This is a genomic window from Modestobacter sp. L9-4 (genome assembly GCF_019112525.1).
Classification (GTDB): Bacteria; Actinomycetota; Actinomycetes; order Mycobacteriales; family Geodermatophilaceae; genus Modestobacter.
In genome coordinates, this window is the sequence record NZ_CP077800.1 from 1834522 (window position 1) to 1848716 (window position 14195).

Below are 14195 nucleotides of genomic sequence, written 5' to 3' on the forward strand. Positions count from 1 at the left end.
TCGCACCCGACGCCGTCCGAGCACGTCCTGGTGAGCACCGAGCGGCTGCCCCACGGCGCCGCCCCGAGGAACCCCCGGTCGACCGGACGCCGACTGCTGGACCGCCTGCTCGCCCGCCCCGGCGTGGGCGCCCTGGTCGGCGTCGGACTCGTGGTCCTGATCTTCGCGCCCCAGGCGCCCGGCCTGCTCACCACCGGCGGGCTGGCCACGGTGCTCGACGTCGCCGCACCGCTGGGCATCGGCGGCGTGGCGGTGGCCCTGCTGCTCGTCGCCGGCCAGTTCGACCTGTCGATCGGCGTCGTGGCCGTCTCCAGCAGCCTGCTCACGGCTCTGCTGGTCACCGAGCTGGGGCTCGGCCTGTGGCCGGCGCTGGCGGTCTCCCTGGTCGCGGCGCTGGGGGTGGGTGCGGTCAACGGGCTGCTGGTGGTGATCACCGAGCTGCCCAGCTTCCTGGTCACCCTGGCCACGTTCCTGGTGCTGCAGGGCGGGTCGCTGGCGGTGGCGACGGCGGTGGCCGGCTCGTCCCGGGTGACCGGTCTGGCGCAGGCGCCGGGCTGGGACTCCGCCGTGGCCGTGTTCGGGGCGACCGCCCAGCTGGGCGAGGGGCGGTTCCGGATCTCCCTGGTCTGGTGGGTGCTGGCCACCGCGCTGACCAGCTGGCTGCTGTGGCGCACCCGCTTCGGCAACTCGGTGTTCGCCGCCGGTGGGGCCGGGCGGGCGGCCCGCGAGCTCGGCGTCCCGGTGTGGCGCACCACCGTGCTGCTGTTCCTGGGCACCGCGGGCGCGGGCTGGCTGATCGGCACGCTCGGGCTGGTGCGGCTCGGCGGGGTGCAGGTCGACCCGGCGCTGGGCACGGAGATCGAGTTCATCGTGGTGGCGGTGATCGGTGGCTGCCTGCTCACCGGCGGGTACGGCTCGACGGTCGGCGCCGCGCTGGGCGCCCTGCTCTACGGCGTCGCCCGCGAGGGGATCGCGCTGGCCGGCTGGGACCCCCGCTGGTTCCAGGCGTTCCTGGGCTCCCTGCTGCTGGTCGCCCTGCTGCTCAACGGCGAGGTCCGCCGCCGGCTGGGCCGGGTGCCGCTGTCATGAGCGCCACGGACGGGACGACGACGGACGGGACGGCGAACGGCGCGACGGCGCCGGACGGGACGGCGGTGCCCGTGCTGGAGCTGCGCGGGGCGACGGCGCGCTTCGGCAGCGTGGCCGCGCTGTCGTCGGTGAACCTGGCCCTGCGCGGCGGGCAGGTCACCTGTCTGCTCGGGGAGAACGGCTCGGGCAAGTCGACGCTGGTCGGCGTCCTGTCCGGGATGCAGCGGCTGACCGACGGCGAGCTGCTGCTCGACGGCCGTCCGGCGCGCTTCCGGTCACCGCGGCAGGCGCGGGCCGCCGGCATCGCCACCGTGTGGCAGGACCTGGCGATCGCGCCGCTGATGTCGGTGTGGCGCAACTTCTTCCTCGGCGCGGAGCCCACCCGGGGGCCGTGGCCGTTCCGCCGGCTGGACGTCGCCCGCGCGCAGCGGGTCACCACCGCGGCGATGGCCGGGGTCGGCGTCGTGGGGCTGGACCCCGACCAGCCGGCCAGCGCGCTGCAGGCCGGCGAGCGGCAGAGCCTGGCCGTCGCCCGCGCGCTGCACTTCGGCGCCCGGGTGCTGGTGTTCGACGAGCCGACGGCGCCCATGACGGTGGCCCAGCGGGCGCTGGTGCTGCAGTCGGTGGTGACCGCACGCGAGGCGGGACTGGCGGTGGTGTTCGTGACCCACAGCCCGCAGTACGCCCACCTGGTGGGCGACCGGTTCGTGCTGCTGGGCGGCGGCCGGGTGGCCGGCGACCTCACCGCGGCCGACGTCGACGTGCACGACCTGACCCGGCTGGTCGCCGGCGGGGACGAGCTGGCGCGTCTGACCGATGCGCTGCGCTCGACCCACCGCGACGGCTGAGGCGGCCCCTCGCTCCGGTGGGAGGGGCCGCTCGGTCAGTTGAAGACGCTGACGCCGCCCGGGCCGACGAGCAGGCCGACGACGATGAGGACGATGCCCCACAGCACCTGCTTGCGGACGATCGCGAAGATCCCGGAGACGACCAGGATGACGGCGAGGATCCAGAGGATGGTGTCCATGGAAGTGCCCCTCTTCTCAGGGTGGACGCCCCACTGGCGTCGACCGGCGGCCGACACTAACCGTTGATCAACAACTCGGCATCAGGACGTTCCCGGGCCGTTGACCTGCGCAAGCACCCACCGGGCTGCGACCGACCGCAGGCCAGCCCGAACCATGGGAGGCCCGGGCCGGCCTGAGGCGAGACGGTTCAGGCGGCCAGGCTCGGGTCGGAGTCGGCGAGCAGCTGGAGGCAGCGCGCCTCCTCGTCGACCTCGCCGATCGCGCCGGCGGCCTTGGCCAGCACGGTGACGCAGCGGAGGAACCCGCGGTTGGGCTCGTGCGAGAACGGCACGGGGCCGAAGCCCTTCCAGCCGTTGCGGCGCAGCGCGTCCAGGCCGCGGTGGTACCCGGTGCGGGCGTAGGCGTAGGCCTCGATGGTGCGGCCGCCCTCGAGTGCGGCCTCGGCCAGGGCGGCCCAGGCCGCACTGGAGGTCGGGTGGGCCGCGGCCACCTCGGCCGGGTCGGTGCCGGCGGCGAGCAGGGCGGTGCCGACGTCGACGGGGAGCAGGGTGGCCGGGGGCTCACCGAGCAGGTTGTGGCTGTGGGTCATGGGGTCAGCCTGCCTGGGACTGGCCGGCGGACAGCAGGTCCTCGCAGGCCCGCACCACGCGGTCGGCCATGCTCGCCTCGGCCAGCTTCATGTAGGTGCGCGGGTCGTAGGCTTTTTTGACCCCGACCTCGCCGTCGACCTTGAGCACGCCGTCGTAGTTGCTGAACATGTGCCCGGCGATGGCCCGGGTCAGCGCGTACTGGGTGTCGGTGTCGACGTTCATCTTCACCACGCCGTAGGTGATGGCCTCGCGGATGTCGGACAGGTCGGAGCCCGAGCCACCGTGGAAGACCAGGTTGAACGGCTTCTCGCCCGTCCCGAACTGCTCGGCGACGACCTCCTGGCCGCGCTTGAGGACGTCGGGGCGCAGCTTGACGTTGCCGGGCTTGTAGACCCCGTGCACGTTGCCGAAGGTGGCGGCCAGCAGGTAGACGCCCTTCTCCCCGAAGCCGAGCGCCTCGGCGGTGCGGACGAAGTCGCCGTCGGCGGTGTAGAGCTTCTCGTTGATCTCGTGGGCGACGCCGTCCTCCTCGCCGCCGACGACACCGATCTCCAGCTCGAGCACGATCTTCGCCTTGGCCGCCTCGGTGAGCAGGTCCTGGGCGATCTCGAGGTTCTCGGTCAGCTCGATGGCCGAGCCGTCCCACATGTGCGACTGGAACAGCGGCTCCTGACCGGCGGCGACCCGGTCCTGGGAGAGCTTGATCAGCGGCCGGACGTAGGTGTCCAGCTTGTCCTTGGGGCAGTGGTCGGTGTGCAGCGCCACGTTGACCGGGTAGCGCTTGGCCACGACGTGGGCGAACTCGGCCAGCGCGACCGCACCGGTGACCATGTCCTCCACCCGGGTGCCCGAGCCGAACTCCGCACCCCCGGTGGAGAACTGGATGATCCCGTCGCTGCCGGCATCGGCGAAGCCGCGGAGGGCTGCGTTGATGCTCTCCGAGGAGGTGCAGTTGATCGCCGGATAGGCGAACCCGCCCTCCTTCGCCCGGGTGATCATGTCGGCGTAGACCTCGGGGGTCGCGATGGGCATGCGGTGCACTCCTGATGTCGGGACCAGCGGTGGTGCTCTGCTGTGACCAGTATCCCGCTGGGTGATCACCACACGCCTGTCCGGGGTCGTCCCGCCCGGTCGCCCCGCCCGCCACCGGCGCCCCACCCGGCCACGGGTGACCCACGAACGGACGTCACCGCTGCCGGTGTCCAGGACGGGCACGTACCGTGCCCGTCGATGGCGATCGAAGCGGCACCTGCGTTCCTGGACTCCACCCACCTGCTGAACACCTTCGGCCTGGTGGGTCTGCTGGCGATCATCTTCGCCGAGACGGGGCTGCTGGTCGGGTTCTTCCTGCCCGGCGACTCCCTGCTGTTCACCGCGGGCATGGTGGCGGCCGGTGGCTTCGCCGGGGTGACCCTCGCGCCGCTGTGGGTCCTGCTGATCCTGCTCCCCCTCGCCGCGATCGCCGGGAACCTCGTCGGCTACTGGATCGGGCACCGGGCCGGGCCGGCGGTGTTCAAGCGCGAGCAGTCCCGCTTCTTCAAGGCCGAGTACGTCGAGCAGGCCAACGCGTTCTTCACCAGGCACGGCGCCCGCACGATCGTGCTGGCCCGCTTCGTGCCGATCGTGCGCACCTTCGCCACGGTCATGGCCGGTGCCTCGCGGATGGACCTGCGCGTCTACGTCCTCTACTCGGTGATCGGCGGGGTCCTGTGGGCCGCCGGCGTCACCGCCCTGGGCTACTGGCTGGGCCAGGTCGACGTCATCCACGACAACATCGAGCTGTTCGCGATCGGCGTCGTCGTCCTCTCGCTGATCCCGGTGGCCTTCGAGCTGCTCCGGGCCCGGCGCCGCAACTCCGCCGCCTGAAGGAGTCGAAGGACCCCCTCGCCCCCCACCGCGAGCGAGCTCGCGGCGGGGCCCTGCGAGGGGGCCGAGCCAGCGGGGCCGTCAGGAGAGGCCGAGGTCCTCGAGGCTGAAGGCGGCGCGGTACTCCAGGCCTGCGGCCTCGACCGCGGCGCGGGCTCCCCGGTCGACGATGACGGCGACCGCGACCACCTCGGCGCCCGCCTCCTGCAGCGCCTCGACGGCGGTGAGCGGGCTGCTGCCGGTGGTGGAGACGTCCTCGACGACCAGGACGGCGCGACCGTCGACGTCCGGGCCCTCGATCCGGCGCTGCATGCCGTGCGCCTTGGTCTCCTTGCGCACCACGCACGCGTCCAGGAAGCCCTGCCCGTCGGCGGCGGCGTGCAGCATCGCGGTGGCCACCGGGTCCGCACCCAGGGTGAGCCCGCCGACGACGTCGTAGCGCAGGTCGCCGGTCAGCTGCCGCATCACCCGGCCCACCAGCGGGGCCGCCTCGTGGTGCAGCGTCACCCGGCGCAGGTCGATGTACCAGTCGGCCTCCCGGCCGGAGGACAGCGTCACCTTCCCGTGCACCACGGCCAGCTCGACGATGAGCTCGAGCAGCCGGTCGCGGTCGGGGTGGGCCGGGGAGTGGGCGTCCATGGGCACGACCCTACTGAGCAGTCCCCGCCCGCGCCCGGCCCCCGGGGACCTCACGGCGCGGGCGCGAGGACCTGGTCGACGACGTAGACGACGGCGTTGGCGGTCGGCACGCCACCGCACACCACGGTGGCCGGCGCGGACCCGGCCAGGGTGAGGTCGGCGGCGACGGTCGGTGCGTCCGCCGGGCCGGACACGGTGACCGTGTCGCCGTTGAGGGTGCGGTGCTCACCCGGCAGCTGGTCGGCGCTCAGCCGTCCGGCGAGCACGTGGTGGGTCAGCACGGTGGTCAGCCGCGGCACGTCGGCCAGCAGCGCCGGCAGCGCATCGACGCCCAGCGCGTCGAAGGCCGCGTCGGACGGCGCCAGCACGGTGACGTCCTGCCGGCTGTTGACCGCGTCGACCAGGTTGGCGGTGAGCACCGCCGAGGTGAGGGTGCTCAGCTGCGGGATGCTGCCCACCGCGCCGGCGACCGGTGTCGTCGCGAGCGCCGCGGGGCTGCCCGGCCCGTCGGCGGAGAACATCGCGCACCCCGGCCCCACCGGCCCGGTGGGTGCTGGGGCGGCCGACGCGGACCCCTGGGCGGCGCTGCTCACCGCAGCGGCGGCGGGGGCCGGCACGTCGTCCCCGGAGGTGCACCCGGCGGAGCCCGCCAGCAGCACGAGGGCGGTGACCGCCCCGGCGAGGCGGGACACGACGGTGGCTCGGGACGACCGGGGGGCCTTCACGGGGGCGCTCTCCTGCTCGTGGGGCGGGCGACGGCGTGGCGCTCATCGGGCCGGGTGCACCGGCGCCCGAGCATCGCATCCGGCGCGGCAGCAGCCCGCGTCCCGACCGCGGCGTGCCACCCTGGCCCGATGAGCGCCACGCCGTCGTCGTCGCGTCCGGCCGCCCCTGGGGCGGGCGGGCCCGGCATGCCCGTCCCGGTCAAGGTCGCCGTCGGCGTGCTGGCCGCGCTCGCGGTGCTGCTGCTGCTCAACGCGGTGTTCACCGCGCTCGTCTTCGACGACGTCGTCGACCGCTTCGCCGCGGCCCGGCCCGGATCGCCCCGGTCCGAGGCCCTACAGCGGGTGCAGGTCAACCTCCTGCAGGCGGCCGTGTTCGGCAGCCTCGGGGCGCTCGCGGCCTGGGCGCTGGCCGGACGCCGCGGGTGGGCCCGGCTGACCGGGCTGGCCGTCGCGGTCGGGCTGGGCGTGATCACGCTGGTCGGTGCGCTGGTGGCCGGCCTGGCCGTCAGCTCGCTGCTGGTGGTCGTGCTCTGTGCCGCCGCCGTGACCAGCCTGCTCGCCCCGGCGACGGCCGCCTGGGCCCCGGCGGGCGCACGGGGCGGCCGCGGCGCCTGAGAGGAGCGGCGCCTGCGGCGAGGTCAGTACCGCGCCCGGCGCTGCCCCTCCGCCCGGTACCAGGCCGAGGACGGCCGCAGCGCGAGCAGCACGACACCGGCGACCTGCAGCACCAGCCCGACCACGCCGAGCGCGGTCCTCCCCCCGGGGACGTCGGTGGTGGCGGAAAGGACCAGCCCCACCGTCCCGAAGAGCAGGGCGAGGCCGGCGATGACCCAGAGGGTGATCCGTGCCCAGTTGCGACCGGTCCAGGCGAACCACAGCACGACCGCGGTGCCGATCAGGAACAGCAGACCGACCACCGCCCCGACCACCGCCCCGATCTCGGCGAACTGGCGGACCGACTCGGCGTCGACCCCCTGCCGGGCAGCGGCCTCATCGATCGTCGCGTCCCAGTCGGTCAGCGCCAGGACCGAGGTGACCAGCCCGAGCAGGACGTTGAGCGCGAAGGCCGCGACCCCCGCCGTGACCGTGGTGGGCCGCGGGGTCGGCGGCAGCGCCTGCTGCTGCTGACCCGGAGCCGCCGGGTACCCCCAGGCCTGCTGTCCGTACGGCTGCTGCCCGTAGGCGGGCTGCTGCCCGTACGGCACCTGCTGCCCGTACGGCACCTGCTGCCCGTACGGCTGCTGTCCGTACGGCTGCTGCCCGTACCCCGGCTGCTGTCCGTACCCGGACTGCTGACCGTAGGAGGGCTGCTGACCGTAGGTGGGCTGGGCGTCCGCCGGCGGCTGCCCCTGACCCCACGGCTCCCCGGACGGCGGCTGCGGGCCGGCCCCGCCGTGCTGCGGGTCCTGCGGTCCTGACGTCATGGGAGCTCCTCGGTGGCCTGCGCGTGCCGACCCCGGTGATCATGGGGCATGCCGACCGTCGTCGGCGAGCCGTCGGGGCCGGACCGACCACCGTCCGCGGCGGGCGGCCGGGCCACCCACTCACGGCTGTCGGGGTGCAGCAGCAGCCCGAGCAGGACCGCTTCGAGCGCGCCACCGGCCAGGCCGAGGAGGCCCACGTCCTGGCCGAGGACCCAGCCACCGAGGCGCGCCGCAGCGCCCGTGGCGGACCACAGCACGAGGAGCACCCAGGCCGGGCGGCCGTGCCGATCGAAGGCCGTGAGCAACGCGTGCCACCCGCTGGCCAACCCGACGTACAGCAGCATCGTCAGCGCCGGCCCAGCGGACCAGGTGGCCCAGGTGACCAGGGACGCCCCGATGGCCCCGAGCACCAGCAGCGCGGTCGTCACCCGCCCCACCGCGACGACCCAGCGGGCTGCCTGCAACCGCGCACGACCCTCGACCATCGTCGGACCCCTTCCTCGCCCGACGCCTGGTGCGCCGTGACCGGGGGACCGTACGAGCAGCTCAGCGGCGCGCGGCGGCGTCGTCCACAGGGTGTGGACGACCGGCCGGATCGAGCCGGGCGGGCTGCGATCCTGTGCCGGGTCTGGTCAGGACCTGTCCCCGCCGCTAGCGTTCATCTCACCGGCCGTAGTCCTGAGACCACGATCCGTAGCCAGTCGCGAGCGTCGCCGTCTGGTCCCTCGTTCACCGCCCGAGACCGACGCCGCACCCGTCGCCGGTCCCGGCGCCCTCCCGGAGGTCCGCGTGATCCGACCGGCCCACCCCCGCTCCTCGACGCCCCTGTCCGGCCGGGCGGCGTCCCGTCGCACCCGGCGGGCGCTGCACGCCCTGCTGCTGACCGTCGGGCTCGCCGCGAGCGCCACCGGGCTGGTGGCAGCGCACGGCGCGACCCCGGCGGCCGCGGCCGAGCTGCCCGTGTCGCAGGGCCGACCGGTGACGGCGTCCTCGACCGAGGACCCCGTGGGCACCCCGGCCCGGGCGGCCGTCGACGGCGACCCGACCACCCGGTGGTCCTCCGGCCGGACCGACACCGAGTGGCTGCAGGTCGACCTCGGTCGCAGCACCGCCGTCACCCAGGTGGTCCTGCAGTGGGAGGCCGCCTACGGCCGGGCCTTCCGGCTGCAGGTGTCCGACGACGCCGCGACCTGGACGACCGTCGCCTCGGTGACCGACGGCACGGGCGGCACCCAGCGGGTGGCCGTCGCCGGCACCGGCAGGTACGTCCGGCTGGCCGGCGTGACCCGGGCGACCGGCTACGGCTATTCGCTGTGGGAGTTCCAGGTCCTCGGCACCGCCACCGCCACGTCGCCCGCGCCCGCCTGCGACACCCGCGACGTCGCCGACGGCCGCACCACCACCGCGTCCTCGGTCCAGGGCGCGGGCACCCCGGCCGCCGCCGCGGCCGACGGCAACACCGGGACGCGCTGGTCCAGCGCCGCCTCCGACACCCAGTGGTGGCAGGTCGACCTGGGCACGCGCACCGAGCTGTGCGGTCTCCGGCTGACCTGGGAGGCGGCCTACGCGCGCGGCTACGACGTGCAGGTCTCCGACGACGGCACCACCTGGACGACCGTGGCCGGCACCCGCACCGGCACCGGCGGCACCGAGCAGCTCGACGTCCACGCCACCGGCCGCTTCCTGCGACTGGCGATGCTGACGCGGGGCACCGCCTGGGGCTACTCGCTGTGGGAGGTCGACGCCTTCGCGGCTGCCGCCACGACCACCCCGGCTCCCACGACGCCCGGCTGCACGACCGGGCCGGCCGACGGCGCCGTGCGGGTGGCCGGCAGCAAGCCGAACTGGTGCCTGCTCGTCGACGGCCGGCCGTGGACGGTGAAGGGCGTGACCTGGGGGCCCTCGGTCACCGAGTTCGCCGCCCGCGCCGCCGACCTGACCGACCTCGGCGTCAACACGATCCGCACCTGGGGCACCGACGCCGGCACCCGCACCCTGCTCGACGCCGCAGCCGCCGCGAAGATGCGGGTGGTCGCCGGGTTCTGGCTGGCCCCCGGTGGCGGCCCCGGTTCCGGTGGCTGCCCCGACTACGTCACCGACCCCACCTACAAGGCCAACGCGCTCAAGGACATCACCACCTGGGTCACCGCCTACCGCGACCACCCCGGCGTGCTCATGTGGGACGTCGGCAACGAGTCGCTGCTGGGCATGGCGCAGTGCTGGAGCGGGACGCAGCTGGAGGCCCAGCGCAACGCCTACGCCGCCTTCGTCAACGACGCGGCCGTGCGCATCCACTCGCTCGACCCGAGGCACCCGGTCACCAACACCGACGCCTGGACCGGCGCCTGGGACTACCTGAAGCGGAACGCCCCCGCGCTGGACCTGTACGGGCTGAACACCTACGGCGGCATCTGCGGCATCCAGCAGGCCTGGGTCGCCGGCGGGTACGACAAGCCGTACCTGATCACCGAGGGCGGGCCGACCGGTGACTGGGAGGCCCGCGCCGACGTCAACGGCGTCCCCGACCAGGGCACCGACCGGGACAACGCCGCCGGGTACACCACCGCGTGGCGCTGCGTGCAGGCCCATGCGGGCGTGGCCCTGGGCGCCACGCTGTTCAACTACGGCACCGAGACCGACGTCAACGGCTACTGGTTCAACCTGGTCCCCGGCGGGGAACGCCGGCTCGCCTGGCACGCGGTCGCCGCGGCCTACGGCGGCCCGGGCGCACAGGGCCGCAACACCCCGCCGGTGTTCACGTCCATGACCGTGACCGGCTCCACCGCGGTGGTCGCCGGCTCGACCCTCCGCATCGACACCGCGGTCAGCGACCCGGACGGCGACGCGCTCACCTACGCGGTGGCGCTCAACAGCCGGTACGTCGACGGCGCCGAGACGCTGACCGCCGCGACGGCCACGCGCTCGGGCACCAGCTTCACCCTGCAGGCCCCGCAGGCCCTGGGCGTGTGGAAGGTCTACGCCCTCGCCCGCGACGGCCACGGCAACGTGGGTGTGGAGACCCGGACGTTCCGCGTCGTCCCACCGGCGGTGACCGGCACGAACATCGCCGCAGGCCGGCCGGCCACGGCGTCGTCCTACGACCCCTACAACGGCGACTTCCGCGCCGGGCAGGCGACCGACGGCGACCTGGCCACCCGCTGGTCCAGCGCGTGGTCCGACGCCCAGTGGGTGCAGGTGGACCTGGGCTCGGTGCGGTCGTTCAGCCGCGTCGGCCTGGTCTGGGAGGCGGCCTACGCCCGCGGCTACCAGGTGCAGACCTCCGCCGACGGCGTCACGTGGACCACGATCGCCACGGTGACCGACGGCAACGGCAACGACGACAGCCTCGCCGTCCGCGGCTCCGGGCGGTACGTGCGCATCCAGGGGACGGCGCGGGCGACGGCCTACGGGTACTCGCTGTACGAGCTGCAGGTGATCACACCGTGACCTCGATCGAGTGCGCTGCGGTGGAGTTGTCGTGCACCGAGGCCCTACGCTCCGCACCGTGACGACGCCCACAGGCTCTGGCCAGCAGCCGGAGTACCCCCGCCCCGACGACCAGTCGTCGAGCCAGAACGCCGGCTCGTCGAGCTACGGCCAGCCCGCGGGCTCCGGCCAGCCGTGGGACGCCAAGCCCACGGCGGACCACACCCAGCAGTTCCCCGCGCAGCAGTACGGCCAGCAGCCCTACGGACAGCAGCAGCCGTACGGCCAGCAGCAGCCCTACGGACAGCAGCAGGGCTACCAGAACGCCCCGGCCGGCTACGACCAGGGCGCCCCGGCGAAGGCCAACGGCTTCGGCATCGCCGCGCTGGTGCTCGGCATCCTGTCCATCCCGGCGGGCTTCCTGAGCTGGCCGGGCATCCTCCTCGGGCTGCTGGCGATCATCTTCGGCGTCCTCGGGCTGCGCCGGGTCAAGGCCCGCCGGGCCGACAACAAGGGCATGGCGCTCGCCGGGCTGATCACCGGCATCATCGGGCTGATCATCGGCGCCATCGTGCTCGCCGCGCTGATCTTCGTGACGAAGACGACCGCGGACTGCACCGCCGACTTCAACTCGACCGGCGACCAGGCCGCGTTCGAGCAGTGCGTCCAGGACTCGCTGACCAACTGATCCGCGTCCCGAGGGCCCGTCGACCGCAGCTGCGGTCGGCGGGCCCTCGTCGTCCCCGGCGGGTCAGCCGCGGCTGACGGTCAGGGCACTGTCGCCGGCCGGCCAGTCGACCACCACCCGGTCGCCGTCCCGGACCTCCCCGGACAGCAGGGCGCGGGCCAGCGGGTCGCCGATCGCGGACTGCACCAGCCGGCGCAGCGGCCGGGCGCCGTAGACCGGGTCGAGGCCGTTGAGCGCGAGCCACTCCCGGGCCGCGTCGGTGACCTCCAGGGTCAGCCGGCGCGCGGCCAGCCGCCGGGCGAGCACGCCCACCTGGATGTCGACGATCCCGGCCAGCTCGTCGGTGCCCAGCGCACGGAAGGTGACGACGTCGTCCAGCCGGTTGAGGAACTCGGGCTTGAAGTGCCCGCGGACGACGTCCTGCACCGCTCGCCGCTTGGCCTCCTCGGGGATCGACTGGTCGGCGATGACCTGCGAGCCCAGGTTCGACGTCAGGACCAGGATCGTGCTGCGGAAGTCGACCGTGCGGCCCTGGCCGTCGGTGAGCCGACCGTCGTCGAGCACCTGCAGCAGGACGTCGAACGCGTCCGGGTGCGCCTTCTCCACCTCGTCGAGCAGCACCACCGTGTACGGGCGGCGCCGGACGGCCTCGGTCAGCTGGCCCCCGGCCTCGTAGCCGACGTAGCCGGGCGGGGCGCCGACCAGCCGGGCCACCGAGTGCTTCTCGGAGTACTCGCTCATGTCGATGCGCACCATGGCGCGCTCGTCGTCGAAGAGGAACTCCGCCAGCGCCTTGGCCAGCTCGGTCTTGCCCACGCCCGTCGGGCCGAGGAAGAGGAACGAGCCGGTCGGCCGGTCGGGGTCGGCGACGCCGGAACGGGCCCGGCGGACGGCGTCGGCCACCGCGCGAACGGCGTCGGGCTGGCCGACGACCCGCTTCGCCAGTTCGTCCTCCATCCGCAGCAGCTTCTGCGTCTCGCCCTCCAGCAGCCGGCCCGCGGGGATCCCGGTCCACGCCTGGACGACCTCGGCGATGTCGTCGGCGCCGACCTCCTCCTTGAGCATCGAGTCACCGGCGGCCACCGACGCCTCGGCCGCACGCAGCTCCTTCTCCAGCTGCGGCATGCGCCCGTAGCGGAGCTCGGCGGCGCGGGCCAGGTCGCCGTCGCGCTCGGCACGCTCGGCGTCGGTGCGCACCGCCTCCAGCTCCTCCTTGCTGCGCTGGATGCGGTCGATGGCCGTCTTGTCCTGCTGCCAGCGCGCGGTGAGCTCACCGAGGGCCTCGCGGCGGTCGGCGAGCTCGTCGCGCAGCGCGGCCAGCCGGGCGAGGGAGGCGGGGTCGTCCTCCTTGGCCAGCGCCATCTCCTCGATCTCCAGCCGGCGCACGACCCGCTCGACCTCGTCGACCTCGACCGGGCGGCTGTCGATCTCCATGCGCAGCCGGCTGGCGGCCTCGTCGACCAGGTCGATGGCCTTGTCGGGCAGGAAGCGGGCGGTCACGTAGCGGTCGGACAACGTGGCGGCCGCGACGATGGCGCCGTCGGTGATCCGGACGCCGTGGTGGACCTCGTAGCGCTCCTTGAGCCCGCGCAGGATGCCGATGGTGTCCTCGACCGTGGGCTCACCGACGAAGACCTGCTGGAAGCGCCGCTCGAGGGCGGCGTCCTTCTCGATGTGCTGCCGGAACTCGTCGAGCGTGGTGGCGCCGACCATCCGCAGCTCGCCGCGGGCCAGCATCGGCTTGATCATGTTGCCGGCGTCCATCGCGGAGTCACCGCTCGCGCCGGCGCCGACGATCGTGTGCAGCTCGTCGATGAAGGTGACGATCTGACCGGCGGAGTCGGTGATCTCCTCCAGGACGGCCTTGAGGCGCTCCTCGAACTCACCGCGGAACTTCGCCCCGGCGACCATGGCGGCCAGGTCCAGGGCCATCAGCCGCTTGCCCCTGAGGCTCTCCGGGACGTCGCCGGCCACCATCCGCTGGGCCAGGCCCTCGACGATCGCGGTCTTGCCCACGCCGGGCTCACCGATCAGCACCGGGTTGTTCTTCGTGCGCCGGGACAGCACCTGCACCACCCGGCGGATCTCGGCGTCCCGGCCGATCACCGGGTCCATCCGGCCCTCGCGGGCGCGCTCGGTGAGGTCGACGGCGTACTTCTCCAACGCCTTGTAGGTGTTCTCCGGGTCCGCGCTGGTGACCTTGCGGTTGCCCCGCACAGAGCGGAAGGCGGCGACCAGGGCCTCGCGGCTGGCCCCCACGCTGCTCAGCACCGCGCCGGCGTCGCCGTCGGTGGAGGCCAGCCCCACCAGCAGGTGCTCGGTGGAGACGTACTCGTCGCCCAGGGCACCGGCCTGCTCCCCCGCCGCGTTGACCGCGCGGAGGAACTCCCGGGACGGCGACGGCGGCGCCACGTTCGTGCCGGAGACGCTGGGCAGCCGGCGCAGCGCGGCGTCGGCCTTGGCGCGGACGTCGGCCGGGTCGGCGCCGGTGGCCTGCAGCAGCGGCCCGGCGATGCCGTCGGACTGCTCGAGCAGCGCGACCAGCAGGTGCAGGGGCTCGAGTGCTGCCTGCCCACGGTCGACCGCCAGTCGCTGTGCGGCGGCGACGGCCTCCTGCGCACGGGTCGTCAACTTGGCCTGCGCCATGCGGGTGTGTCCTTCCTGCTCATGAGGGGCGTCCGGGCAGTCCAACGGAGCAGGACTTGAGTGTGTTCCGCTCA

The 14195-nt window shown here is 74.2% G+C and carries 14 protein-coding genes; 6 read left to right on the forward strand and 8 right to left on the reverse strand.

Annotated elements, in window-relative coordinates; genetic code table 11:
- Nucleotides 1–30: 30 nt before the first annotated feature.
- The gene (locus tag KUM42_RS08600) at nucleotides 31–1089 is read left to right on the forward strand and encodes an ABC transporter permease (protein ID WP_237496343.1); all 1059 of its coding nucleotides are present in this window, start codon (nucleotides 31–33) and stop codon (nucleotides 1087–1089) included.
- Nucleotides 1086–1937: an ATP-binding cassette domain-containing protein gene (locus tag KUM42_RS08605; RefSeq protein ID WP_237496344.1), complete on the forward strand. Its 852-nt coding sequence runs from the start codon at nucleotides 1086–1088 to the stop codon at nucleotides 1935–1937. The genes KUM42_RS08600 and KUM42_RS08605 overlap by 4 nt, the downstream gene beginning before the upstream one ends.
- Nucleotides 1938–1972: 35 nt before the next feature.
- On the opposite strand, the gene KUM42_RS08610 is transcribed toward KUM42_RS08605, so the two are convergent.
- The 3 genes from KUM42_RS08610 to fbaA form a co-directional block, all read right to left on the reverse strand.
- Nucleotides 1973–2116, reverse strand: coding sequence for a GPGG-motif small membrane protein (locus tag KUM42_RS08610; protein ID WP_237496345.1), 144 nt, complete (start codon nucleotides 2114–2116; stop codon nucleotides 1973–1975).
- A gap of 188 nt (nucleotides 2117–2304) precedes the next feature.
- Nucleotides 2305–2706 (reverse strand): DUF3151 domain-containing protein, encoded by a 402-nt coding sequence (locus KUM42_RS08615; RefSeq protein ID WP_237496346.1) that lies wholly within the window; start codon nucleotides 2704–2706, stop codon nucleotides 2305–2307.
- A 4-nt stretch (nucleotides 2707–2710) separates the two neighbouring features.
- On the reverse strand, nucleotides 2711–3739 hold the full coding sequence (fbaA, locus tag KUM42_RS08620) for a class II fructose-bisphosphate aldolase (RefSeq protein WP_237496347.1): 1029 nt from the start codon (nucleotides 3737–3739) through the stop codon (nucleotides 2711–2713).
- Nucleotides 3740–3937: 198 nt separating this feature from the next.
- Between fbaA and KUM42_RS08625 the strand changes: the two genes are divergently transcribed.
- On the forward strand, nucleotides 3938–4573 hold the full coding sequence (locus KUM42_RS08625) for a DedA family protein (protein ID WP_237496348.1): 636 nt from the start codon (nucleotides 3938–3940) through the stop codon (nucleotides 4571–4573).
- Between the two features lie 81 nt (nucleotides 4574–4654).
- Here the strand turns inward: KUM42_RS08625 and pyrE are convergent, their stop codons facing one another.
- The gene (gene pyrE, locus KUM42_RS08630) at nucleotides 4655–5212 is read right to left on the reverse strand and encodes an orotate phosphoribosyltransferase (RefSeq protein WP_237496349.1); all 558 of its coding nucleotides are present in this window, start codon (nucleotides 5210–5212) and stop codon (nucleotides 4655–4657) included.
- Between the two features lie 50 nt (nucleotides 5213–5262).
- The gene (locus tag KUM42_RS08635; protein ID WP_237496350.1) at nucleotides 5263–5937 is read right to left on the reverse strand and encodes a fasciclin domain-containing protein; all 675 of its coding nucleotides are present in this window, start codon (nucleotides 5935–5937) and stop codon (nucleotides 5263–5265) included.
- A 129-nt stretch (nucleotides 5938–6066) separates the two neighbouring features.
- Between KUM42_RS08635 and KUM42_RS08640 the strand changes: the two genes are divergently transcribed.
- Complete coding sequence (locus tag KUM42_RS08640) at nucleotides 6067–6552, forward strand: hypothetical protein (RefSeq protein ID WP_237496351.1); 486 nt, start codon at nucleotides 6067–6069, stop codon at nucleotides 6550–6552.
- Nucleotides 6553–6575: 23 nt separating this feature from the next.
- Here KUM42_RS08640 and KUM42_RS08645 read toward each other — a convergent pair whose 3' ends face one another.
- A complete protein-coding gene (locus KUM42_RS08645) occupies nucleotides 6576–7361 on the reverse strand; it encodes a hypothetical protein (RefSeq protein ID WP_237496352.1) in 786 nt (261 codons plus the stop codon).
- A complete protein-coding gene (locus tag KUM42_RS08650; protein WP_237496353.1) occupies nucleotides 7358–7846 on the reverse strand; it encodes a hypothetical protein in 489 nt (162 codons plus the stop codon). Before KUM42_RS08650 ends, KUM42_RS08645 begins: the two co-directional genes overlap by 4 nt.
- A 304-nt stretch (nucleotides 7847–8150) precedes the next feature.
- Between KUM42_RS08650 and KUM42_RS08655 the strand changes: the two genes are divergently transcribed.
- Complete coding sequence (locus KUM42_RS08655) at nucleotides 8151–10808, forward strand: discoidin domain-containing protein (RefSeq protein WP_237496354.1); 2658 nt, start codon at nucleotides 8151–8153, stop codon at nucleotides 10806–10808.
- A 58-nt stretch (nucleotides 10809–10866) separates the two neighbouring features.
- A complete protein-coding gene (locus KUM42_RS08660) occupies nucleotides 10867–11475 on the forward strand; it encodes a DUF4190 domain-containing protein (protein WP_237496355.1) in 609 nt (202 codons plus the stop codon).
- Between the two features lie 63 nt (nucleotides 11476–11538).
- On the opposite strand, the gene clpB is transcribed toward KUM42_RS08660, so the two are convergent.
- Nucleotides 11539–14121 carry an ATP-dependent chaperone ClpB gene (clpB, locus tag KUM42_RS08665; protein ID WP_237496356.1) on the reverse strand — a complete coding sequence of 861 codons (2583 nt, stop codon included), beginning with the start codon at nucleotides 14119–14121 and terminating at the stop codon, nucleotides 11539–11541.
- Nucleotides 14122–14195 lie beyond the last annotated feature (74 nt).

Coding starts and splice junctions, on each gene's coding strand:
- KUM42_RS08605 (WP_237496344.1), top strand. CDS start 1,086: ATGAGCGCCACGGACGGGACGACGACGGACGGGACGGCGAACGGCGCG.
- KUM42_RS08610 (WP_237496345.1), bottom strand. CDS start 2,116: ATGGACACCATCCTCTGGATCCTCGCCGTCATCCTGGTCGTCTCCGGG.
- KUM42_RS08615 (WP_237496346.1), bottom strand. CDS start 2,706: ATGACCCACAGCCACAACCTGCTCGGTGAGCCCCCGGCCACCCTGCTC.
- fbaA (WP_237496347.1), bottom strand. CDS start 3,739: ATGCCCATCGCGACCCCCGAGGTCTACGCCGACATGATCACCCGGGCG.
- KUM42_RS08625 (WP_237496348.1), top strand. CDS start 3,938: ATGGCGATCGAAGCGGCACCTGCGTTCCTGGACTCCACCCACCTGCTG.
- pyrE (WP_237496349.1), bottom strand. CDS start 5,212: ATGGACGCCCACTCCCCGGCCCACCCCGACCGCGACCGGCTGCTCGAG.
- KUM42_RS08640 (WP_237496351.1), top strand. CDS start 6,067: ATGAGCGCCACGCCGTCGTCGTCGCGTCCGGCCGCCCCTGGGGCGGGC.
- KUM42_RS08645 (WP_237496352.1), bottom strand. CDS start 7,361: ATGACGTCAGGACCGCAGGACCCGCAGCACGGCGGGGCCGGCCCGCAG.
- KUM42_RS08650 (WP_237496353.1), bottom strand. CDS start 7,846: ATGGTCGAGGGTCGTGCGCGGTTGCAGGCAGCCCGCTGGGTCGTCGCG.
- clpB (WP_237496356.1), bottom strand. CDS start 14,121: ATGGCGCAGGCCAAGTTGACGACCCGTGCGCAGGAGGCCGTCGCCGCC.